The sequence below is a fragment of the Phytobacter palmae genome (assembly GCF_039409775.1).
Taxonomy (GTDB): domain Bacteria; phylum Pseudomonadota; class Gammaproteobacteria; order Enterobacterales; family Enterobacteriaceae; genus Phytobacter; species Phytobacter palmae.
Genome location: NZ_JBCIVJ010000001.1, coordinates 421,778 through 443,397, shown reverse-complemented (window position 1 = coordinate 443,397; position 21,620 = coordinate 421,778). Strand labels below are relative to the sequence as shown.

19 protein-coding genes are annotated in these 21,620 nt (G+C 52.4%); 6 read left to right on the top strand and 13 right to left on the bottom strand.

The features are described 5' to 3' along the window. Nucleotides 1-43 precede the first annotated feature (43 nt). The 3 genes from dxs to xseB form a co-directional block, all read right to left on the bottom strand. Nucleotides 44-1,906 carry a 1-deoxy-D-xylulose-5-phosphate synthase gene (gene dxs / locus AAIG39_RS02165; protein ID WP_249569910.1) on the bottom strand — a complete coding sequence of 621 codons (1,863 nt, stop codon included), beginning with the start codon at nucleotides 1,904-1,906 and terminating at the stop codon, nucleotides 44-46. Nucleotides 1,907-1,986: 80 nt separating this feature from the next. Continuing rightward, the gene (gene ispA / locus AAIG39_RS02160) at nucleotides 1,987-2,886 is read right to left on the bottom strand and encodes a (2E,6E)-farnesyl diphosphate synthase (protein ID WP_090082638.1); all 900 of its coding nucleotides are present in this window, start codon (nucleotides 2,884-2,886) and stop codon (nucleotides 1,987-1,989) included. Continuing rightward, nucleotides 2,887-3,129, bottom strand: a complete 243-nt coding sequence (xseB, locus tag AAIG39_RS02155) for an exodeoxyribonuclease VII small subunit (protein ID WP_090082635.1) — start codon at nucleotides 3,127-3,129, stop codon at nucleotides 2,887-2,889. A gap of 329 nt (nucleotides 3,130-3,458) precedes the next feature. Here xseB and thiI point away from each other — a divergent pair, with 329 nt between their 5' ends. After that, nucleotides 3,459-4,907 (top strand): tRNA uracil 4-sulfurtransferase ThiI, encoded by a 1,449-nt coding sequence (gene thiI / locus AAIG39_RS02150; RefSeq protein ID WP_090082632.1) that lies wholly within the window; start codon nucleotides 3,459-3,461, stop codon nucleotides 4,905-4,907. Between the two features lie 85 nt (nucleotides 4,908-4,992). Here thiI and yajL read toward each other — a convergent pair whose 3' ends face one another. Next, complete coding sequence (gene yajL, locus AAIG39_RS02145) at nucleotides 4,993-5,586, bottom strand: protein deglycase YajL (protein WP_090082629.1); 594 nt, start codon at nucleotides 5,584-5,586, stop codon at nucleotides 4,993-4,995. Next, the gene (gene panE, locus AAIG39_RS02140) at nucleotides 5,549-6,460 is read right to left on the bottom strand and encodes a 2-dehydropantoate 2-reductase (RefSeq protein ID WP_343193091.1); all 912 of its coding nucleotides are present in this window, start codon (nucleotides 6,458-6,460) and stop codon (nucleotides 5,549-5,551) included. The genes yajL and panE overlap by 38 nt, the downstream gene beginning before the upstream one ends. A gap of 140 nt (nucleotides 6,461-6,600) precedes the next feature. On the opposite strand from panE, the gene AAIG39_RS02135 reads away from it, so the two are divergent. Then, nucleotides 6,601-7,092 carry a YajQ family cyclic di-GMP-binding protein gene (locus AAIG39_RS02135; protein WP_041852513.1) on the top strand — a complete coding sequence of 164 codons (492 nt, stop codon included), beginning with the start codon at nucleotides 6,601-6,603 and terminating at the stop codon, nucleotides 7,090-7,092. Between the two features lie 27 nt (nucleotides 7,093-7,119). Here the strand turns inward: AAIG39_RS02135 and AAIG39_RS02130 are convergent, their stop codons facing one another. The 6 genes from AAIG39_RS02130 to cyoA form a co-directional block, all read right to left on the bottom strand. Next, a complete protein-coding gene (locus AAIG39_RS02130) occupies nucleotides 7,120-8,484 on the bottom strand; it encodes an MFS transporter (protein ID WP_090082624.1) in 1,365 nt (454 codons plus the stop codon). Between the two features lie 350 nt (nucleotides 8,485-8,834). Continuing rightward, nucleotides 8,835-9,722: a heme o synthase gene (gene cyoE / locus AAIG39_RS02125; RefSeq protein WP_071195839.1), complete on the bottom strand. Its 888-nt coding sequence runs from the start codon at nucleotides 9,720-9,722 to the stop codon at nucleotides 8,835-8,837. 11 nt (nucleotides 9,723-9,733) lie between these two features. Beyond that, nucleotides 9,734-10,060 carry a cytochrome o ubiquinol oxidase subunit IV gene (locus AAIG39_RS02120; RefSeq protein WP_090082621.1) on the bottom strand — a complete coding sequence of 109 codons (327 nt, stop codon included), beginning with the start codon at nucleotides 10,058-10,060 and terminating at the stop codon, nucleotides 9,734-9,736. Continuing rightward, entirely contained in the window at nucleotides 10,060-10,674 is a 615-nt protein-coding gene (locus AAIG39_RS02115; RefSeq protein ID WP_090082618.1) for a cytochrome o ubiquinol oxidase subunit III, read from the bottom strand. The genes AAIG39_RS02120 and AAIG39_RS02115 overlap by 1 nt, the downstream gene beginning before the upstream one ends. Continuing rightward, a complete protein-coding gene (gene cyoB / locus AAIG39_RS02110) occupies nucleotides 10,664-12,655 on the bottom strand; it encodes a cytochrome o ubiquinol oxidase subunit I (RefSeq protein WP_071195838.1) in 1,992 nt (663 codons plus the stop codon). The genes AAIG39_RS02115 and cyoB overlap by 11 nt, the downstream gene beginning before the upstream one ends. Before the next feature lie 20 nt (nucleotides 12,656-12,675). Continuing rightward, complete coding sequence (cyoA, locus tag AAIG39_RS02105) at nucleotides 12,676-13,623, bottom strand: cytochrome o ubiquinol oxidase subunit II (RefSeq protein WP_047371584.1); 948 nt, start codon at nucleotides 13,621-13,623, stop codon at nucleotides 12,676-12,678. Nucleotides 13,624-14,157: 534 nt separating this feature from the next. On the opposite strand from cyoA, the gene AAIG39_RS02100 reads away from it, so the two are divergent. Continuing rightward, the gene (locus AAIG39_RS02100) at nucleotides 14,158-15,864 is read left to right on the top strand and encodes an Hsp70 family protein (protein WP_343193090.1); all 1,707 of its coding nucleotides are present in this window, start codon (nucleotides 14,158-14,160) and stop codon (nucleotides 15,862-15,864) included. A gap of 3 nt (nucleotides 15,865-15,867) precedes the next feature. Beyond that, a complete protein-coding gene (locus tag AAIG39_RS02095) occupies nucleotides 15,868-17,196 on the top strand; it encodes a J domain-containing protein (protein ID WP_343193089.1) in 1,329 nt (442 codons plus the stop codon). Between the two features lie 32 nt (nucleotides 17,197-17,228). Here the strand turns inward: AAIG39_RS02095 and ampG are convergent, their stop codons facing one another. Both ampG and AAIG39_RS02085 read right to left on the bottom strand, forming a co-directional pair. Then, a complete protein-coding gene (gene ampG, locus AAIG39_RS02090) occupies nucleotides 17,229-18,704 on the bottom strand; it encodes a muropeptide MFS transporter AmpG (RefSeq protein ID WP_343193088.1) in 1,476 nt (491 codons plus the stop codon). Between the two features lie 41 nt (nucleotides 18,705-18,745). Then, nucleotides 18,746-19,324, bottom strand: a complete 579-nt coding sequence (locus tag AAIG39_RS02085) for a lipoprotein (RefSeq protein WP_041852504.1) — start codon at nucleotides 19,322-19,324, stop codon at nucleotides 18,746-18,748. Between the two features lie 304 nt (nucleotides 19,325-19,628). Here AAIG39_RS02085 and bolA point away from each other — a divergent pair, with 304 nt between their 5' ends. Continuing rightward, nucleotides 19,629-19,946, top strand: a complete 318-nt coding sequence (gene bolA, locus AAIG39_RS02080) for a transcriptional regulator BolA (RefSeq protein ID WP_047371580.1) — start codon at nucleotides 19,629-19,631, stop codon at nucleotides 19,944-19,946. A 346-nt stretch (nucleotides 19,947-20,292) separates the two neighbouring features. Next, nucleotides 20,293-21,591 (top strand): trigger factor, encoded by a 1,299-nt coding sequence (tig, locus tag AAIG39_RS02075; protein WP_090082606.1) that lies wholly within the window; start codon nucleotides 20,293-20,295, stop codon nucleotides 21,589-21,591. Nucleotides 21,592-21,620: the final 29 nt, after the last annotated feature.

The following is a 21,620-nucleotide window of genomic DNA, read 5'->3' as shown; positions in this document are numbered from 1 at the left end:
AAAAAAACGTTACCGTTAAGCATAGCAGGAGCATCAGAGGAGGTTATGCGAGCCAGCGCGTGATACGGGCTTGAATACCCGCAGCATCCAGTTCCAGTTCGGCACGCGCTTCTTCCTGGGTTCCCTGCGGAATGAAGAAGTCCGGCAGGCCAAGATTAAGGACAGGAACCGGTTTACGCTGCGACATTAATAGCTCGTTTACGCCACTGCCCGCGCCACCGATGATTGCGTTTTCTTCCAGTGTAACCAGCGCTTCATGCCGTGCCGCCAGTTCAAGGATCAATGCATCATCAAGCGGTTTAACGAAACGCATATCAACCAGCGTAGCGTTGAGCGCGTCTGCTGCTTTTGCGGCTTCCGGCAATAACGTACCGAAATTCAGGATGGCGATTTTCTCACCTTCGCGCTTCACTACGCCTTTACCTAACGGCAGTTTTTCCAGCGGTTCAAGGGTAACACCGGGTACGTTACCACGCGGGTAGCGTACGGCACTCGGGCCTGCATTGTGGTGATATCCGGTAAACAGCATCTGGCGGCATTCGTTCTCGTCGCTTGGCGTCATGATAACCATGTCAGGGATACAGCGAAGGAAGGAAATATCAAACGCACCCTGGTGGGTCTGGCCGTCCGCGCCGACAATCCCCGCGCGGTCAATAGCGAACAGCACCGGCAGTTTCTGGATAGCGACGTCGTGGATAACCTGATCATAGGCGCGCTGCAAGAAGGTGGAATAGATTGCGACAACTGGCTTATAACCGCCAATCGCCAGTCCGGCAGCAAACGTCACCGCATGCTGTTCAGCGATCGCGACATCGAAATAGCGATCCGGGAATTTACGAGAAAACTCCACCATGCCTGAACCTTCACGCATTGCGGGCGTAATCGCCATCAGTTTGCTGTCTTTTGCCGCCATTTCACACAGCCAGTCGCCGAAAATTTTCGAATAGCTCGGCATACCGCCGCTGCTTTTTGGCAGGGTACCGCTGGTTGGGTCGAATTTCGGCACTGCATGGAAGGTGATAGGGTCTTTCTCGGCGGGCTCATAGCCCCGGCCTTTTTTGGTCATGATATGCAGGAACTGCGGGCCTTTCAGACCGCGCATATTCTTAAGGGTATTGATAAGCCCCAGAACATCGTGACCGTCGACCGGGCCAATGTAGTTAAAGCCCAGCTCTTCAAACAGGGTGCCTGGCACCACCATGCCTTTGATATGTTCTTCGGTGCGCTTGATAAGCTCTTTGATCGGCGGAACACCGGAAAGCACCTTTTTGCCGCCTTCACGCAGCGTGGAATAGAGTTTACCGGACAGTAGCTGCGCCAGATGGTTGTTCAGCGCGCCGACATTTTCGGAAATCGACATTTCATTGTCGTTTAGCACAACCAGCATATCAGGGCGAATATCGCCCGCATGGTTCATGGCTTCAAATGCCATCCCGGCGGTAATCGCGCCGTCGCCAATCACACAGACGGTACGGCGCTGTTTACCCTCTTTCGCTGCGGCAACGGCAACACCAATGCCCGCGCTGATGGATGTAGATGAATGGCCGACGCTTAAGACATCGTATTCGCTCTCACCGCGCCACGGGAAAGGATGCAGGCCGTTTTTCTGCCGGATAGTACCGATGCGATCTCGTCGGCCTGTAAGAATTTTGTGCGGATAAGCCTGGTGGCCAACGTCCCAGATTAACTGATCAAATGGCGTGTTATAGACATAATGAAGTGCCACGGTCAGTTCAACCGTGCCAAGCCCGGAGGCGAAGTGTCCGCTGGAGCGGCTCACGCTGTCGAGCAGGTAGCGACGCAGTTCGTCGCACAGCTTTGGCAGGCTCTCTTTCGGCAGCGAACGTAATTCCGCAGTGGAATCAACAAGTGCCAGGGTCGGGTATTTGGCTATATCAAAACTCATCAGAGACTCATCGTGTTGCTCGTCATCCATAGGGCGATGTTTTTGCCTTTCGGCAGCCCGGAAGATTCAAAGCGTATTGTTTATTTATCACGCTGGATTATGTAATTCGCCAGTGCTTCCAGTGCCGTTGTATCCAGTGATTGCGCTGCCAGCAGATCCAGAGACTGGCGAGCATCGGCAATCAGATCACGGGCTTTCATCCGGGCTTGCTCAAGGCCCAGTAACGCAGGATAGGTGCTTTTGCCGAGCTGCTGATCGGCCCCCTGGCGTTTACCAAGAGTCGCAGTATCGCCGACAACATCCAGGATGTCATCCTGAACCTGGAAGGCCAGACCTATGCTCTCGGCGTATTTATCCAGCACCGGCAACCATTGGTGACCTGCATTGCCCGCACTCAGCGCACCCATTCTTACCGCCGCGCGAATCAACGCGCCTGTCTTATGGCGATGAATGCGCTCCAGCGCCGCCAAATCGACCTGCTGACCTTCTGCGGCGAGATCCAGAGCCTGACCTCCGCACATACCTGCAGCGCCACTGGCAATGGCCAGTTCGCGTACCATGGCAAGGCGATCCTGGGTTGCCACTTCTGGCATGGGCGCATCGCTGAGTATAGTGAACGCCAGCGTTTGCAGTGCATCTCCGGCCAGTATCGCATTAGCTTCGCCGAATTTGATGTGGCAGGTGGGCAAGCCACGACGTAAATCATCGTCGTCCATGGCAGGCAGGTCATCGTGAATCAACGAATAGGCGTGTATACACTCAACCGCCGCTGCAGGGGCATCCAGGGTTTCCCGGCTGACGCCGAACATGCCGCCGGTCGCATAGACCAGAAACGGACGCAGGCGCTTACCGCCTAATAATGCGCCATACTGCATTGCCTCAACCAGAGGAGTGTTCTGAAAGGGAAGGGGGGCAATAAATCGCCGCAATGCATCATTGGCATGTTCGACACAGGCCTGTAATTGTTGGCTAAATTCCATTTACTCGTTATCCGGTGTGAACGGCGTGAGAGGAGCTTCTTCATTCTCGGACAGCAAAATCTGTACGCGCTGTTCCGCCTGCTGGAGTTTCACTTGTCCCTGACGGGCAAGCTGTACGCCGCGTTCGAATTCATTAAGGGCTTCTTCCAGGGGAAGATCGCCGCTTTCAAGACGGGTAACAATCTGTTCCAGCTCGCTTAACGCTGTTTCAAATGTGGCGGGTGCGTCGTTTTTCTTTGGCATAGTGAATGTCTGACTCTTATTGATACCGACTACGATATGGTAGCGAAGTCGTGAGGCTTAGCAAATAACGCGCAATGGTCATGCAAAATGCGCAGGAGCTTCGCGATGGTGGTATACTTCCGCGCCTGGATGGCAGCCGCGGTATACACTTCATCCTTCAAACTGCTTCTTTATTGGCTGCCTTTGTTCACCCCAGTGACTTACGTGAGTAAGCTCCTGGGTTCACTCAGTCGCCGCCGCGAAGCATTTTGAATGATTTTGTGTATAAGGGCTGCTGTACTATTTTCCATTACACGCCCCGTCGGGCTTACCAACGAACCATTGCCGCCATGAAGTTTATCATTAAATTGTTCCCGGAAATCACCATCAAAAGCCAATCTGTGCGTTTGCGCTTTATTAAAATTCTTACCGGGAACATTCGTAACGTTCTTAAGCAGTATGATGAGACCCTCGCCGTTGTCCGTCACTGGGATAATATCGAAGTGCGCGCCAAAGATGAAAACCAACGTCTGGTGATCCGCGACGCACTCACCCGTATCCCAGGTATTCACCATATTCTGGAGGTGGAAGATGTACCGTTCACCTCTCTGCACGATATTTTCGAAAAAGCGCTGGTGCAATATCGCGAGCAGATTGAAGGTAAAACGTTCTGCGTGCGGGTGAAACGTCGCGGCAAGCACGAATTCAGTTCGATTGAAGTTGAACGCTACGTCGGCGGCGGTTTGAATCAGCACGTTGAGTCCGCCCGCGTGAAACTGACACACCCGGATGTCACCGTGAATCTGGAGATCGAAGATGATCGCCTGCTGCTGGTAAAAGGCCGTTACGAAGGCATTGGTGGTTTTCCGATTGGTACGCAGGAAGATGTCCTGTCACTGATTTCCGGTGGTTTTGACTCGGGTGTATCGAGCTATATGCTGATGCGTCGCGGCTGCCGCGTGCATTACTGCTTCTTTAACCTGGGCGGTGCTGCGCATGAGATTGGCGTGCGTCAGGTTGCGCATTACCTGTGGAACCGCTTTGGCAGCTCCCACCGCGTACGGTTCGTCGCCATCAATTTTGAGCCTGTGGTCGGCGAGATCCTCGAAAAAGTCGACGATGGTCAGATGGGTGTCGTGCTCAAACGTATGATGGTGCGAGCGGCATCCAAAGTTGCCGAGCGCTATGGCGTGCAGGCACTGGTGACCGGTGAAGCTCTTGGCCAGGTCTCCAGCCAGACACTGACCAACCTGCGCCTGATTGATAATGTCTCCGATACCCTGATCCTGCGTCCTCTGATCTCTTACGATAAAGAGCACATCATCGATCTGGCGCGTGAAATCGGTACCGAAGATTTCGCCCGTACCATGCCGGAATATTGCGGTGTTATTTCGAAAAGCCCGACGGTGAAAGCCGTGAAGGCCAAAATCGAAGCGGAAGAGGAGAACTTCGACTTCGCCATTCTCGACCGGGTGGTGGAAGAGGCCTCCAATATCGATATTCGCGAAATCGCCGCGCAAACCAGCGAAACGGTTGTGGAGGTCGAAACGGTAAGCGGCTTTGGTCCGAACGATGTGATTCTTGATATCCGTTCCATTGATGAGCAAGACGATAAGCCGCTGGCGGTGGAGGGTATCGACGTGGTGTCGCTGCCGTTCTATAAGCTGAGCACCAAATTCGGCGACCTTGATCAGAGCAAAACCTGGCTGCTTTGGTGTGAGCGTGGAGTGATGAGCCGTTTACAGGCGCTTTATCTGCGTGAGCAGGGTTTTAACAACGTTAAGGTCTATCGTCCCTGAACGTTGCTGTGCCTGTTGGCCGGGCGGCATTTAGCCCGGCCTGTCTGGCGCCCCCAGGGAAATCCAGGCGGGCTAAGCAGGCACATTAAGCGCCGTAATAGTTATAAATTCCGGCTGGAATGACTAACTGCGACGCCACTTCATGGGCTTTTTCCCCTCCGACCAGCAGATCAATAATTTTTAGTGCAAAGTCGATAGCGGTTCCCGGTCCCTGGCTGGTGAGTAACTTCACGCGCGGATCCCAGACGACGCGTTTGTCCTGCCACTGTTCCGGCGGAATCTTCTCTTTCAGCGCCGGAAAGCCGGTCATATTGCCAATCGGGAACAGGTTATGTGGTACCAGCACGGTGGCGGCAGCGGCGCAAATGGTCGCGACGATACGCCCGGAGGCATGGAATTGTCTTACGGTCTCTACCAGAAGCGGGCTGTCACGAAAACATTCTGCCCCTTTGATTCCACCCGGTAAGACGAGAACGTCGAAATCACCGTCTGCTACAGAGACAAGGGGGGCATCTGCCAGCAGTTTAACCCCACGTGAGCAGGTGATCGCAAGATTACCGTCGCTGGCGACACTGGCCGTGGTCACACTGATGCCGCCGCGTACCAGCAGGTCGATAGTGGTGACCGCTTCGGTCTCTTCACTACCAGGGGCGAGACATACCAGAGCTGATGCGCTCATACTCACTCTCCTTACGTTTCACTAAATCATATAACCGCGCGTTTTCCGGCACCGCGATACCGTGGGCACGAGCGCGTTTGAGCAGGTAGCCGGTGATGTAATCGCACTCGGTATGACGCATGGCGCGAATGTCCTGCAACATTGAGGAGATATTATCCGCCGTGTTATCAATCACCTGATAGACATAGCTGAGTAGCTCATCCGCCGAGATATGGTGGCCTTCACGCTCGATGACGGCTGCGACCTCATGGGTGATTTTTTTGATTTCATCGGGAAAGCTACGCAAATCGCCGTTTCGGCAATTTTCCAGTGCGCTCAGCGGATTTACCACACAGTTGACCGCCAGTTTCCGCCAGAGGGCCGGACGGATGTTATTGTGCCAGGCCACATCCGGAAGCACCTCCTGCAGGCTATCAGCCAGATAGCTAAAGTCGCCGTCCTGTTGCCTCGCCGGGCCAATATGCGTCGTGCCGCTGGCCACATGCACAATGACATTACCGTCGCGCCGCGCCGCGTGCGTTGTAGTGCCTGTCAGTAAAGGTTGTTGCAGTGATTTCAGCTCTTCTACTGTCCCCATGCCGTTATGAATAAGCAAAATGGGGGTAGTAGCAGGCAAAGTCGCCGCTAAACTTCTAACCGCATCAGAGACCTGCCAGGCTTTAAGCGTGACCAGCAATAAGTCGCTGCTCGCCAGAAATTCTGGATCGTTCGCGGTCAGGGATTCGTTAAAAATGGAGCCGTCTTCATCAACCAGGTTCACACTGCAAAAGGGTTGCGGTACGCGCAACCAACCCTGTACTTCGTGTCCATGCTTGCACAGAGCAGTTAACCATAATTGCCCTAAAGCACCGCATCCGAGTACGGTAATTTTCATTGTTCCTCCTCACCTGCAACTGCGCCAGGTGTCACTGCTTACAGTATAGCGCCGTCAGCACTGCATTCGGCTATTACAAGTTGAGTTATGCTTTGTTGCGGGTATTATGCATCGCAATAAACACTGAGGGAGAAGAAAAGATGCCATCTTTCGATATTGTTTCTGAGGTTGATCTTCAGGAAGTCCGCAACGCCGTTGAAAATGCGACCCGTGAAGTTGAAACACGCTTCGATTTTCGTAACGTTGAAGCCACTTTTGAGCTGAATGAACAGAATAAGACGATCAAAGTTCTCAGTGAGTCTGATTTTCAGGTCAATCAGTTGTTGGATATTTTGCGTGCGAAGCTGTTAAAACGCGGCATCGAAGGCACATCAATTGATGTACCGGAAGAGTTTGTCCACAGTGGCAAAACCTGGTTCGTTGAAACAAAACTCAAGCAGGGTATTGAGAGCGCCGTTGCCAAAAAGATCGTTAAGCTGATTAAAGACAGTAAACTGAAAGTGCAGACGCAAATTCAGGGTGAAGAGATTCGCGTTACCGGAAAATCACGTGACGATTTGCAGTCGACAATGGCGCTGGTGCGCGGTGGAAATCTGGGGCAGCCTTTCCAGTTCAAAAACTTCCGCGATTAACAAAAAAGCGGGTGTTCCCCGCTTTTTTTATGCCCTGCTGATGGCTTGCTCAACCTCAAAACGGTTAGTCACTTTGCTGTCTATTTTGACGTAGGCGCTGCGTTCCTCAGCGACGACCAGTACTTCGCTCACCCCTTCGGTTGCCAGCAGTCGCGCCTGCAGTGAGGCATCTGGCATGATGCCCTCCGGTAGCGCAATGCGCAGGCTACTGACATAGGGCGGCTCCTGCATGCTTCCGGCCACCAGCAGCCAGATCATGGACAACAGCGCGCCCGCCAGAAAGACCGTCTGTGAGTCGAACAGACCGTCTACCCAGCCCCCCAGCGCGCCACCAATTGCCACCCCAAGGAACTGGCTGGTGGAGTAAATCCCCATCGCCGTGCCTTTGTACCCGGCAGGGGCTTCTTTACTGATAAGCGACGGTAGCAGGGCTTCCATCAGGTTAAAGGCGAGGAAGAAAATCTGTACTCCCAGCACCAGCTCCCAGAAATGGGGGCCAGCCCCCCAGAGGACGATCTCCGCAATAAGCAGTAGCACGACGCAAAATACAAACACGCGTTTCATGCGGCGCTTCACTTCCGCATAAATAATGAAAGGTACAACGGAAACAAACGACACCAGCATTGTGACGAGGTAGATTTTCCAGTGATCGCGGGCGGCAAATCCAGCGGCCTCGAGCATGCCCGGCAGGGCGACGAAGGTCGACATCAACAGGATATGCAGACACATGATGCCGAAATTGAGTTTCAGCAGTTTTGGCTCCATCAGCACCTTGCTAAAGCAGCCTTTTACCATACCTGACTCGCGGTTCAGGACGTGATTTTTGCTGTCCGGCACCACCCACAATGTTAATGCGATACCCAGGGTCGCCAGCGCCGCAATCATCCAGAAAAGGGCATGCAGGCCCAGTTTATGGGTGATGATCGGGCCAAGCACCATGGCGATAGCAAAGGTCACACCGAAGCTGACACCAATAAAGGCCATGGCTTTGGTACGATTTTGTTCACGGGTTAAATCAGAGAGCAGCGCCATCACCGCAGCCGCAATGGCGCCGGAGCCCTGTAACGCACGTCCAAGAATAATGCCCCAGATGGAGTCTGAGAGAGCCGCAATGATACTGCCGACAACAAAGATGGCGAGGCCGCCTGTGATAAGCGGTTTGCGACCAACGCGGTCTGAAAGCAGACCGAAGGGAATTTGAAATATCGCCTGGGCCAGGCCGTAAATGCCAATCGCCAGACCAATCAACGCCTCACTGGCACCCTGTAATGCCATGCCATATGTGGTCAGAACGGGCAGGACCATAAACATGCCAAGCATGCGCAGGGAAAAAACAGTCCCTAAACCCCAGGTTGCGCGCAACTCGCCTGGCGTCATTTTATAATCGTTCATCACCACCTCAATCTAAAAACAGGCCATAGTTTAGGCGGGGTGTCAGGCGCGGTAAATAGGTGATTGTTTAATAGATATTACGAGGCTGTGAATGGTATTTATTCCTGTGCCACCATGCGCTTAATAAAAGCCCTGAATGGATAGTTTTCAGGGCGTTTGCAAATCCAGTCTGCGTGCAATCCCCTGCTGTTGTAGCGCTTGAAAAAGCCGTTCAGATGGTCTCATTAAGGCTGTGCTGAGGAGTGGCGGTAAAGAGGGGAGGGGGATATAGGGAAACCAGAGAGCGCCAGTCAACCGACAGACATAAAAAAGCCGGGGCATCCCCGGCTTTTTTTTACAGGTGTTATCCGTTACCAGACAGCGGCAAGCAGATTGTGAGAGTCAGGAACCATAAAATCCACTGACATCATCACGCTTAACGCAGTAATCGCGATGATGGAAAAGCCGAACAGCTTACGCGCCCAGACTTTATCGTCTTCCACTTTGTAGCCTCGCAGCGCCATACCCAGCCACCATACGCTTACGGCCGCGGCAACCACCAGATATTTGTACCCGGCGTAGCCGCCAAGGGAAAGCATCAGTGTTGCCACCGCAAAGGCGATGATATAAAGCGTGATATGGTTCTTGGCGACCGAAATGCCTTTCACCACCGGCAGTACCGGGATGTTTGCCGCCTGGTAATCTTTAAAGCGGAAAATAGCGATGGCATATGAATGTGGCATCTGCCAGAGGCTGAAAATTGCCAGCAGAATAGCCGCACCGCTGTCAAATCCGCCGGTGACGGCACAGTAACCAATCACCGGAGGCGCTGCGCCGGAAAGCGAGCCGATCAGCGTGCCGTAGACCGAGTGGCGTTTCATATACAGGCTATAGACGCCTACATACACCACAAAGCCCATCACCCCAAGCCAGCAGGCCAGAGGATTCGCGCCAAACCACAGTAGCATGAAGCCAGCAATACCCAACAAGGCAGCGTAAACCAGCGAGACTTTTGGCGAAATCAGGCCCCGGACCAGCACGCGGTTTTTGGTCCGTTCCATCTTCTTGTCGATGTCACGGTCAATGTAGTTGTTAAATACACAACCGGATGCGACAACCAGCGACACGCCAACCAGCGTGTAGACGAACAGCGGGTAATCAATATGGCCTTTAGAGGCCAACAGGAACCCACCGATCACCGAGATCAGGTTGCCAAAAATAATGCCAGGTTTCGTTACTTGCAGGTATTGCTTCAACATACTCGCCGCTCTTAGTGAACCATCATGTTGTAGTTGAGGTTCCACATGATCCAGATGGAGCCGACTACCAGGATTGCGATGATAATCACGGTAAAGACGAAAGCTGTCATATTCCAGCCTTCATCGGACTTAGTGTTCATGTGCAGGAAGCAAACCAGATGCACCAGAATCTGCACAACCGCGGTAACCAGTACGGTGCCCAGAATCGCAGCATGAGATGCCGTGCCGCTCATCACCATCCAGAACGGAATAACCGTCAGGATTATCGACAGGATAAAACCTGTCATGTAGGTTTTTACGCTACCGTGGGAAGCGCCGTGTTCCGTTGAATGACTCATTACATCGCCCCCATCAGATAAACTACAGAGAACACACAGATCCACACCACGTCCAGGAAGTGCCAGAACAGGCTCAGGCACATGATACGGGTACGGTTAGTGCTGGTCAGGCCGCGACGCGAAATCTGGAACATCAGAACTGCCATCCATACCAGACCTGAGGTAACGTGCAGACCGTGGGTACCTACCAGCGCGAAGAACGCGGAGAGGAAGCCACTGCGATCCGGACCCATACCTTCTGCGATCAGGTGATGGAATTCATAAATCTCCATGCCTACGAACCCGGCACCGAACAAGAAGGTCAGTGCCAGCCAGGAAATAACCTGGCTTTTGTTGTTTTTGTACATGGCGATTGCCGCCATGCCGTAGGTGATGGAGCTGAATAACAGCAGTGCGGTCTCTACCAGCACGAACGGCAGCTCAAAAATGTCCTTGCCAGTCGGGCCACCCGCAGTGCCGTTCACCAGAACGGCATAGGTAGCGAACAGGCATGAGAACAAAATGCAGTCGCTCATCAGGTAGATCCAGAACCCAAATACCTTAGTCGGGCCTGCATCGTGGTGCCCATGTTCGTGCGCGTGGGCATTCGCATGCGTTAAAGTATCAGTTGCCATTTTTCAGCCCTGCCTTAGAAATCTCATCGAAATGCTGCTTTTCCAGTTTTTCGATTTCTGCAACCGGTACGTAGTAATCCACGTCCTCGTCGAAGCTTTTCACAATCCAGGTAATGATCATGCCGGCGAAGCCAACAATCGCCATCCACCAGATGTGCCAGATCATCGCGAAACCAAACACCGTTGCGAAGGCGGCGATTACAACACCCGCACCGCTGTTTTTCGGCATATGAATTTCTTCATAATGCGCCGGTTGCTTGTACGCTTCGCCTTTTTCTTTCATTTCCCAGAAGGAGTCACGTTCGTGAATCTCAGGGACTACTGCGAAGTTATAGAACGGCGGCGGAGAAGAGGTCGCCCATTCCAGCGTACGGCCACCCCACGGGTCACCGGTCAGGTCACGGTTCTGGTCGCGGTCGCGAATAGAGACGTAAATCTGAATCAGCAGGCAGAGGATACCGATAGCAATCAATGCCGCACCACAAGCTGCAATTACCAGCATGGAGTGGAACTGCGGGTCAATCTGCTGGCTCAGGCGACGGGTCATACCCATAAAGCCCAGCACATACAGTGGCATAAATGCAACGAAGAAGCCGATGATCCAGAACCAGAATGCGCGTTTGCCCCAGGTTTCATTCAGCGTGAAACCAAATGCCTTCGGCCACCAGTAAGTCAGACCTGCGAAGCAGCCGAACACCACACCGCCGATAATAACGTTATGGAAGTGGGCAATCAGGAACAGACTGTTGTGCAGGACGAAGTCCGCACCTGGAACCGCCAGCAGAACGCCGGTCATACCGCCCACAGAGAAGGTGACGATAAAGCCGATGGTCCACAGCATCGCAGAGTGGAACACAATGCGACCCTGGTACATGGTGAACAGCCAGTTGAAGATCTTCACGCCGGTCGGGATGGCGATGATCATCGTCGTAATACCGAAGAAGGCGTTTACGTTCGCGCCTGCACCCATAGTAAAGAAGTGGTGCAGCCAGACGATGAACGACAGGATGGTAATACAGATGGTCGCCCATACCAGCGAAGTGTAACCAAACAGACGTTTACGCGAGAAGGTCGCTGCGATTTCGGAGAACACCCCGAACACCGGCAGAACCAGGATGTACACTTCCGGATGGCCCCAGGCCCAAATCAGGTTGATGTACATCATCATGTTGCCGCCCATATCGTTGGTAAAGAAATGGGTACCGATATAACGGTCGAGGGTCAACAGCGCGATGGTCACGGTCAGAATGGGGAACGAGACAATAATCAGTACGTTGGCGCACAGAGATGCCCAGGTAAATACCGGCATCTTGAACATACCCATGCCCGGCGCACGCATCTTCAGAATCGTCACGAAGAAGTTGATACCGGTCAGCGTCGTACCGATACCAGAGAGCTGGAGTGCCCAGATCCAGTAATCGACCCCGACACCAGGGCTGTATTCAATTCCCGACAACGGTGGATAAGCCAACCAACCTGTCTGCGCGAACTCACCGACGCCCAGAGAGATGTTAACCAGAATCACACCGACAACCGTGAACCAGAAGCTCAGGTTGTTCAGGAACGGGAACGCCACGTCACGCGCGCCGATCTGCAGTGGAACCACCAGGTTCATCAGACCGATAACGAATGGCATCGCCACGAAGAAGATCATGATCACACCGTGAGCGGTGAAAATCTGATCGTAGTGGTGAGGTGGCAGGAAGCCTGCTTCCCCGGCAGAAGCCAGCGCCTGCTGGCTACGCATCATCACGGCGTCAGCAAAGCCACGAAGCAGCATAACGACTGCAACCGCAACATACATAATGCCAAGACGTTTGTGGTCTACAGAGGTAAACCATTCATTCCACAGCCATGCCCACTTTTTGAAATAAGTGAGCAGACCGACTACCGCCAGTCCCCCGACGATAATTGCAGCCACCGTGACCATAATAATGGGTTCATGGTACGGCACTGCATCCAGTGTAAGTTTTCCGAACATCGTATTCTTCCTCGACCCCTTTAGTGAGAGGCTTCCGCGTGGCTCATGTCCATGCCTTCCATACCTTCATGCGAGGCGTGCTCACCTTCTGGCTGGGTCATGTCCATGCTCTTGCCGTGGCCCATAAATTTGTTGATAACGTCTTTAAACAAATCGGGTTTCACGCTGGAGAAGTATTCAACCTTATTGTATTCGCTTGGTGCGGCAACTTTCTCGTAAGCATCCATGTCAGCCATGGTGTTCTGAGATTGTTTCACTTTAGCGACCCATTGGTCGAACGCTGCGCGGTCCGGCGTGGCGATAGCTTTGAACTTCATACCGGAGAAGCCTGGCCCGCTATAGCTTGCGGAGATACCGTCATAGGTACCGGCTTCATTGGCGATAAGATGCAGTTTGGTCTGCATGCCCGCCATCGCGTAAATCTGGCTGCCCAGACGCGGGATAAAGAACGAGTTCATCACGGAGTTGGACGTCACCTTGAATTCCACCGGAGTGTTCGCCGGGAAGGCGATCTCATTCACGGTAGCAATGCCTTGTTCCGGGTAGATGAAGAACCATTTCCAGTCCATGGCGACAACTTCAATCGTGACAGGTGCTTCGTCATGTGCCAGCGGTTTGCTCGGCTCGAGCGAGTGGGTAGTTTTCCAGGTGAGTACTGCGAGGAACAGGATGATCAGAATCGGCACCGTCCAGACCACAGCTTCAACTTTGTTGGAGTGTGACCAGTTAGGGCTATACTTCGCATCTTTATTGCTCGCACGATACTTCCAGGCGAAACCAACGGCCATCAAGATGGCGGGAATAACGACAATCAACATCAGGCCAAATGCCGTCAGTATCAGTGAACGTTGCTCCAGTCCAATCTGTCCTTTGGGGTCAAGTAGTGCAGAATCACAGCCACTGAGTAAAACCGTGCCTGCAAATAATGACAACCATCCCAAACTTTTATTGTATTTCCTGAGTCTCATTTACCGACCTCAATTCCACGGGGATCTGGTGGCGTTTAAAGTGTGCGGGCATTTTACGGGAAGGTTACATTACTGTAAACATGAATGGCGTAGTGTCAGTATGGTGTTACTGGGTTCTGCCGATTATGTCACACGAAATGCAACAACCTGTAAAATCGGGTGTTCGCACAGCCTGTCATTAAGGTTATAACGAAAATCCAGGATTACAATAAGGGGGAGGGTAAATTGGTATAACCAATCAAAATCATAAACAATTAGTTAACAACATTTCAGCATTTATTGAACATTACTGGAAAAAACTAATTAATAACCCTGCTGAATCGTTCAAGAGTAACCCTTAATTAATACCGCACAAAATAATTAAAGAAATTTTCTTCATCTCTCGATAAATATTCGGATGTAAAATATTTTATGTCTGCTTGTTTATTGAGCGAAATAATAACTGAAAGTGAATATCTAAACGAATTCGAATGTCTGACTGATTAATATATTGTGATTCGCTTTTGCTTTTTTATCAGTGACTAAGGGATGAAAATGGTCATAACAGGAAACGACTCGCCAATAATTGGGATAGATCTGGGAACATCTAATAGTGCAGTCGCGTGGTTTGATGGTGAGAACCCGCAGCTGCTCACGGGCGCGCAGGGCGAAAGATTGACCCCCTCAGTCGTGGGGCTGGACGACTTCGGTAATCTGCTGGTTGGTGAGGCGGCGAAAGCCCGACTGGTCAGCCATCCTCATCTGACTGTTGCCAGTTTCAAACGCTACATGGGAACAGATAAAACGTGGAATCTCGGGTCACGGCGCTTTCGGGCAGAAGAGCTGTCGGGGCTGGTGCTACGTAAACTTAAGACTGATGCGGAAGTCGCGTTGGGCGGCACTATTTCTCGCGCCGTCATCACCGTACCTGCTTACTTCAATGATGTTCAGCGTAAGGCGGTTAAAGCGGCGGGCAGGCTGGCCGGACTTGAGGTTGAGCGCTTGCTGAATGAGCCCACCGCAGCGTCCCTGGCATACGGGCTTGCGGATAACCGCGAGCAAAAATTCCTGATTTTCGATCTGGGCGGCGGCACCTTTGATGTCTCTATCGTCGATATGTTTGAAGGGGTGATCGAAGTTCGCGCCAGCAGCGGCGACGCCTGGCTTGGCGGTGATGATTTTACCCAGGTTATTCGTCAATGGATGCAAGAGCGTTACCCTGCGTTAGCTCATCCGAATACGGAGTGTGCGGCGGCGTTAAACCGGATTGCCGAAACGTTCAAATGTGCGCTGAGCCAGCAGGATGAAACCAGCGCGACGCTGAGTTGTGAGGGTAAGGAATATGGCTGGACATTAACGGCAGAAACCTTTGCTGAGTGTGCCGCCTCACTTCTCACTCGGTTAAAGAAACCGGTGGTGCAGGCATTGCAGGACGCACATTTTGACCCTGAACACCTCGACCATGTGATTCTGGTGGGGGGCGCAACCCGTATGCCGATTGTTCGTCAGATGGCGACCCGGATGTTTGGGCGCTTCCCGCGTAGCGAATTAAACCCCGATGAAGTAGTGGCTCTTGGCGCCGGTGTACAGGCCGGGCTGATTGCCCGGGCATGTGCGCTGGATGATATTGTCCTGACGGATGTCATGCCGTATTCCCTGGGAATCGAGGTTTCAAGACGAAATGGCGACAAAATCGATACCGGGTTTTTCCTGCCGATCATTGAACGTAACGCCTTTGTGCCCGTTAGCGTGATGAAGACCGTGAGTACGCTGTTTGATAATCAACAATATCTGGAGATTGAGGTTTACCAGGGGGAAGCCCGTCGGGTTAGCGAAAACCTGTTGCTGGATAAAATGAAGATCGCCGTCCCGCGCCGCAAAGCCGGGGACGTGAGCGCTGACGTCCGATTTACCTATACGCTGGACGGCATTCTGGAGGTCGAATGTAAAGTTCAGGGTGAAGAGACCGCGTCAACCCTGGTCATTGAAAAAGCACCTGGCCAGCTAAGCGAAGAGGAGATTCGTGAACGTCTTCGTCAGCTTGATGGCCTGAAAATGCATCCCCGGGATGTGCCGGAAAATCGTCATTTGCTGGCGGAGGCTTCGCGTTGTTACGAACAACATCTTGGGGAGCGGCGACAAATTATCGATCATTACGCCAGCCAGTTTGAGCAGGCACTTGATCGTCAGGATATGCGTATGATTGCCACCGCACGGGATGAATTGCGTCAGGTACTCAATCAATTTGATGACGGGATGTGAGTGATGGCGACAATCTGGGAAACGCTGGGCATTGAACCGACAACGGATGAATCGGTCATTCGCCGGGCATACGCACGGGAGCTTAAGCGGCATCGTCCGGATCAGGATCCGCAAGGCTACCAGCAACTACGCGAAGCCTTCGATGCGGCGAAAGCGTACAGCAAAGGCGAGATGATTTGGCTGGAGGACGACATTGTTCAGGCAGTGGTTAACTTCGACCCGGCGTTGGGCGAATTAACGCAAGCTGAATCACAAGAGGATGCGCAATTGGTTGCCCCTTTGCAGCCTGACTGGCAAAGGGAAACCCTCAAGGAAGATGCAGAGCGTTTTTCCGTTCAGTTACTTATGGATGAAAGTGACGCGCTTAACGCACTGCGCCACTATCTGGATCACCGCCTGCCGGATGCGCTGGAAGCCCGACGCGTATTCAGTCTTGAGCTGGCGCAGGCACTGAGTCAAAGACAGGGCATTTCCCGAAGTCTGGTCAATAATGTGTCAGACATTATGGGATGGGATCTGGGCGGGTATCGTGATTCACCTCTGCCTTACTGGGTTGTTCACGCCCTGGAGACGCAAATTGATGCGACGGCGGCAGACAATCACTGGGACTATTTACGCCGACAAGCTGGCCTGGATCGACAACGCCGTCTTGCCTGGCGCATTCTTAGCGGCGAAATACCGCATTTACCCTGGTGGGCACGACTCATACCCGATTTTGTTCAGGATCTGCTGAAACAGGTGGTGGAGCTCAGAAATACTTATCCGCAATTACTGGAACGGGTTAACCCGGCGTTGCTCCGGCTTCTTTCGACCCCCACACCAGCCATCTCGTGGGGAGCACTGATCGCTATCTGGTTTTGGGGGTTTGCTCTTTATATCCAGGTGCGTGCTGATGAACATTTAGTCTGGCAGGCGGTTGCCATGGTGGGGATAGTGATTCTTTACTTGTGGGGGGCGCCTGTGTTGCTGTCGTGCTACGAACGCAAGAAACGTCTCGCACGCATAAGCCATGTTTTCTTCTGGCTACTTTCATGGGCCATTATGGCGGTCCCGTTGTTCCATATCTACGCGCTGTTGTATCACTATCCGCCAGCGGATGCGGGTATTGCGCGGGTCTGCATGTTTACGGCGGTGATTGCTTACCCGGTCTGGTGGCTGGTGCGCAGTAATTTACATCAGTGGTACGCAATCCCCTTTAATGGTGTCGTAAAACTGATCATGCTGCCCATCCTGTTCCTCAAGCAGTTGCCGCCCCTCGTCAATGTCTTAGGGCTCATCCTCCTGCCACCGTTATATAGTTACGTGATTAACTGGCTCTATTTTTTCAATTAATCATTGTGAAAGCGCCAGCGATGCTGGCGCTTTCAGACCGCACGCGTTTTACGTAGCGCCAGAAAATCTAATAATCCACCATAGACAATACCAATCAGCGCCAGTAATGCGCCGAGTTCCAGAAAGGTGCTTCCAGGAGTGATATGGACCCATCCGCTGGCGTTCACAATCAGCGTGACCAGCCAGATGCCCAATAACAGACAGCCAGCTGCAAGCAGACGTAATGCCTGGCGGTAGGCTTTGGTAAACTCAGTACGTGGCATAAAACGTTCGGTGCGCTGCGTGAATTCAAGCGTCTCTTTACAGAGAATCAGCATCAGAAGACCCGGCAGGGCAGCAGCGATAGAAAACAGGTAAAACATCGACCAGCCATGGGCTTCAACAAACCAGCCTGCCAGCGGACCAACGTAAACCCGACCAACGGCAGACAGTGCGGAAAGCAGGGCGAATTGTGTGGCTGAAAAGGACTTGTTGCACAGTGTCATGAGCAGAGCGACGAAGGCAGACGTGCCCATTCCGCCGCAGAGATTCTCCAGAAAAACCGCTGACGCCATGCTGATGATATCTTTTGGCGTAACAGCCAGCAGCCAATACCCGGCATTCGAAATACCCTGCAGCAGACCGAAAATCAACAGCGCGCGAAACAGGGACAATCGTTGCATCAATACACCGCCCCAGAGTGCGCCAATAATGGTGGCGATAAGCCCAAGGGTTTTGTTTACCACCCCCACTTCCCCGGCATCAAACCCAACGCCGCGAATCAGAAAGGTGGTTGTCAGGCTCATCGCGAACGCGTCGCCAAGCTTATAAAGGACAATCAATAGCAAGATAAGCCAGGCATTATTACGACCAAAGAAATCGCGCAGCGGTTCGACAACGGCTTGTTCCAGTGTACGTGGTGCAGGTATCGCATCACCAGGTTCGGGAGCAAGTAATGTTGCGATGATACAAGGGATCAGCAAACCGGCCATCAGCCAGTACATGCCTTGCCAGCCGAGCCAGCGATCCGCAAGCCACAGCGCCAGGCCGCCAGACACTAACATGCCCAAGCGATAACCCAGAACGCTAATTGCAGCCCCGGTCCCCCGCTCATCCGCGGGTAGCACATCCGTTTTCCACGCATCGAAGACGATATCCTGCGATGCCGAACAAAAAGCGATAACTACCGCCAGCCCCGCCATCCAGCGTAGATGACTGCCTGGTTCGAGAAAGCCCATCGCAGCGACCGCGACAAGTAAACCCAGTTGCGTAAGGAGTAGCCAGCCGCGGCGTCGGCCGAGGAACGGAGGAGTGTAGCGGTCCATCATCGGCGACCAGAGAAATTTAAATACATAGGCCTGGCCGACAAGCGAGAAGAAACCGATGGTTTTCAGATCGACATTAGCCACTGTCATCCACGCCTGGAGCGTACCGGATGTCAGCGCCAGAGGTAAACCTGAGGCGAAGCCAAGCATCAGCAGAATGGCTGATTTGGGCTGCTGAAAGATGCGAAGGTAATGACTGGACATGATTTAGTACTGGCCCGGCGAACCGGGCCAGTGTGCGGAACTTAACGCGTGTTCTGCTTGATGAACTGATGAATAGTGGTGTCCTGGGACATATCCGCGATGGTGTCGGTCAACACGCTGTTAACGGCATTCGTGATCTTATCGTTAGTCGCCTGGAGTGCGCCTTCAACGTTATAGCTGGCGCGGTAGTTTTTCGTCATCTTATTGCCGTTAGCTGCGGTTGCGATAATAGCGATATCGGCTTTCGTGGCAATGCTGTAACGCAGGTTGCCCTGGGAAACATCGGCATACAGCTGGTTAACGATGATTTGCAGGTTAGCCGCACCGCTTGGGCCGATCATATAACCGCGCGCAGTCATCTGTTTTTCCAGCACTTCTTGTAGCAAGAAGCGCAGGTCGCGGGATGCCGTTAGGGTAACCAGTTGGTTATCGCGGGTGACTTTTGCCAGTGCCTGGTCGGGACGCTGGTCTGCGCCAGTGATGCTCACTGTAACGCCCATCAGGCTAGGATCCTGCTGTGGCAGCGTAATCTTCGGTGACACTTCAAGAGTGGTTGGCGGGGTGGCACACCCGGCCAGCATAAATAAAGCGACCAATGGAAAGAGAAGTTTTTTTAACATGTTCAGGCTCTCAGTGGATCTTAAGCTTAGATAGGGAAAATTCTTGCCATCATAACATCGCCGTCAACAAGGGGAAGTCCTCAATGCATGTAAATTCATCGCCTTGTGTTTTTTTTAACCGCGCGAGGAATTTGCCTTGCCGGACATGACGTAATTTTTGACCTTTTCAGTACAGTTCATACCTTTGACTGAGAAAATAGGACGAAAGCTAAATTTTTGTTGTTTTCTTGTTATGAACAGGATAAAAGCGGCTAACATTTAAAGGGATGGGGTCGCATCTCAGCGTTGTCGGAGGAGTCCTTTCATGATGATACGTGAGCAAATAGAAGATAAATTAAGGGCAGCGTTTGAACCCGTGTTCCTCGAAGTTGTTGATGAAAGCTATCGTCACAATGTACCGGCCGGTTCCGAAAGCCATTTCAAAGTTGTGCTGGTCAGTGACCGCTTTTCCGGGGAGCGTTTCCTCAACCGCCACCGTATGATCTACGGGACCCTGGCGGCAGAACTCGCCTCAACTGTCCATGCACTGGCTCTGCACACCTACACCATTAAGGAGTGGGAAGGTCTGCAGGATACCGTTTTCGCCTCGCCGCCATGCAGGGGAGCAGGCAGCATCGCGTAAAACGCATTTGCAACTGCCTGAGCTTTTCCAGTATGTTGCGTACAGTTTAAGTAAAAACGGCCTGCGGGCCGTTTTGTTTTGTCTGAGTTTTGAGCGCGAAGCGCAATTTTTAGGTCAAAATTACCTCGGAATTGTGAAAAATGGCGCAACAATGCGGCGTTCCCGTTCTCGACTCACTAAAGTGATGCCGCTATAATGCCGCGTCTTTATATATGAACGTCTTCGGGATGATTCTGGTGACAGGGAATGTATATCTGATTTGAGAGAGCATCCCGGTTCTGCGAAGCCCTATGACAGCTTCCAGATATAGAGTTGACCGAGCACTGTGATTTTTTGAGGTAACAAGATGCAAGTTTCAGTTGAAACCACTCAGGGCCTTGGGCGCCGTGTAACGATTACTATCGCTGCTGACAGCATCGAGACCGCTGTTAAGAGCGAGCTGGTCAACGTAGCGAAGAAAGTACGTATTGACGGCTTCCGTAAAGGCAAAGTACCGATGAATGTCGTTGCTCAGCGTTATGGCGCTTCTGTACGTCAGGACGTACTGGGCGAACTGATGAGCCGCAACTTTATTGACGCGATCATTCAGGAAAAAATCAACCCGGCTGGCGCACCGAACTATGTTCCGGGCGAATACAAACTGGGCGAAGACTTTACCTACTCCGTAGAATTCGAAGTTTATCCAGAAGTTGAGCTGAAAGGCCTGGAAACTATCGAAGTTGAAAAACCGGTTGTAGAAGTGACCGACGCTGACGTCGACACTATGCTGGACACTCTGCGTAAACAACAAGCAACCTGGAAAGATAAAGACGGTGCTGTTGACGCTGAAGACCGTGTGACTGTTGATTTCACTGGCTCTGTAGACGGTGAAGAGTTCGAAGGCGGCAAAGCCACTGATTTCGTGCTGGCAATGGGCCAGGGTCGTATGATCCCTGGTTTTGAAGATGGCATCAAAGGCCACAAAGCGGGTGACGAGTTCACCATTGACGTGACCTTCCCGGAAGACTACCACGCTGAAAACCTGAAAGGTAAAGCAGCGAAATTCGTTATCAACCTGAAAAAAGTTGAAGAACGTGAACTGCCGGAACTGACCGAAGAGTTCATCAAACGTTTCGGTGTAGAAGATGGTTCTGTTGCCGGTCTGCGTGCAGAAGTACGTAAGAATATGGATCGTGAGCTGAAAGGCGCAGTGCGTAACCGCATCAAGTCTCAGGCAATCGAAGGTCTGGTGAAAGCAAACGAGATCGAAATCCCGTCTGCCCTGATCGACAGCGAAATCGATGTTCTGCGTCGTCAGGCTGCTCAGCGCTTCGGTGGTAACGAGAAACAAGCGCTGGAACTGCCGCGTGAGTTGTTCGAAGAGCAGGCTAAACGCCGTGTGATCGTTGGTCTGCTGCTGGGTGAAGTGATTCGTACCCATGAGCTGAAAGCGGACGAAGAACGCGTGAAAGGCCTGATCGAAGAGATGGCTTCTGCTTACGAAGATCCGTCAGAAGTTATCGAGTTCTACAGCAAAAACAAAGAGCTGACTGATAACATGCGTAACGTCGCTCTGGAAGAACAGGCTGTTGAAGCTGTACTGGCAAAAGCAAAAGTGACTGAGAAAGCAACCAGCTTCCAGGAACTGATGAACCAGCAGGCTTAATTTACTCATCCGGTATAAAGAGTAAACAA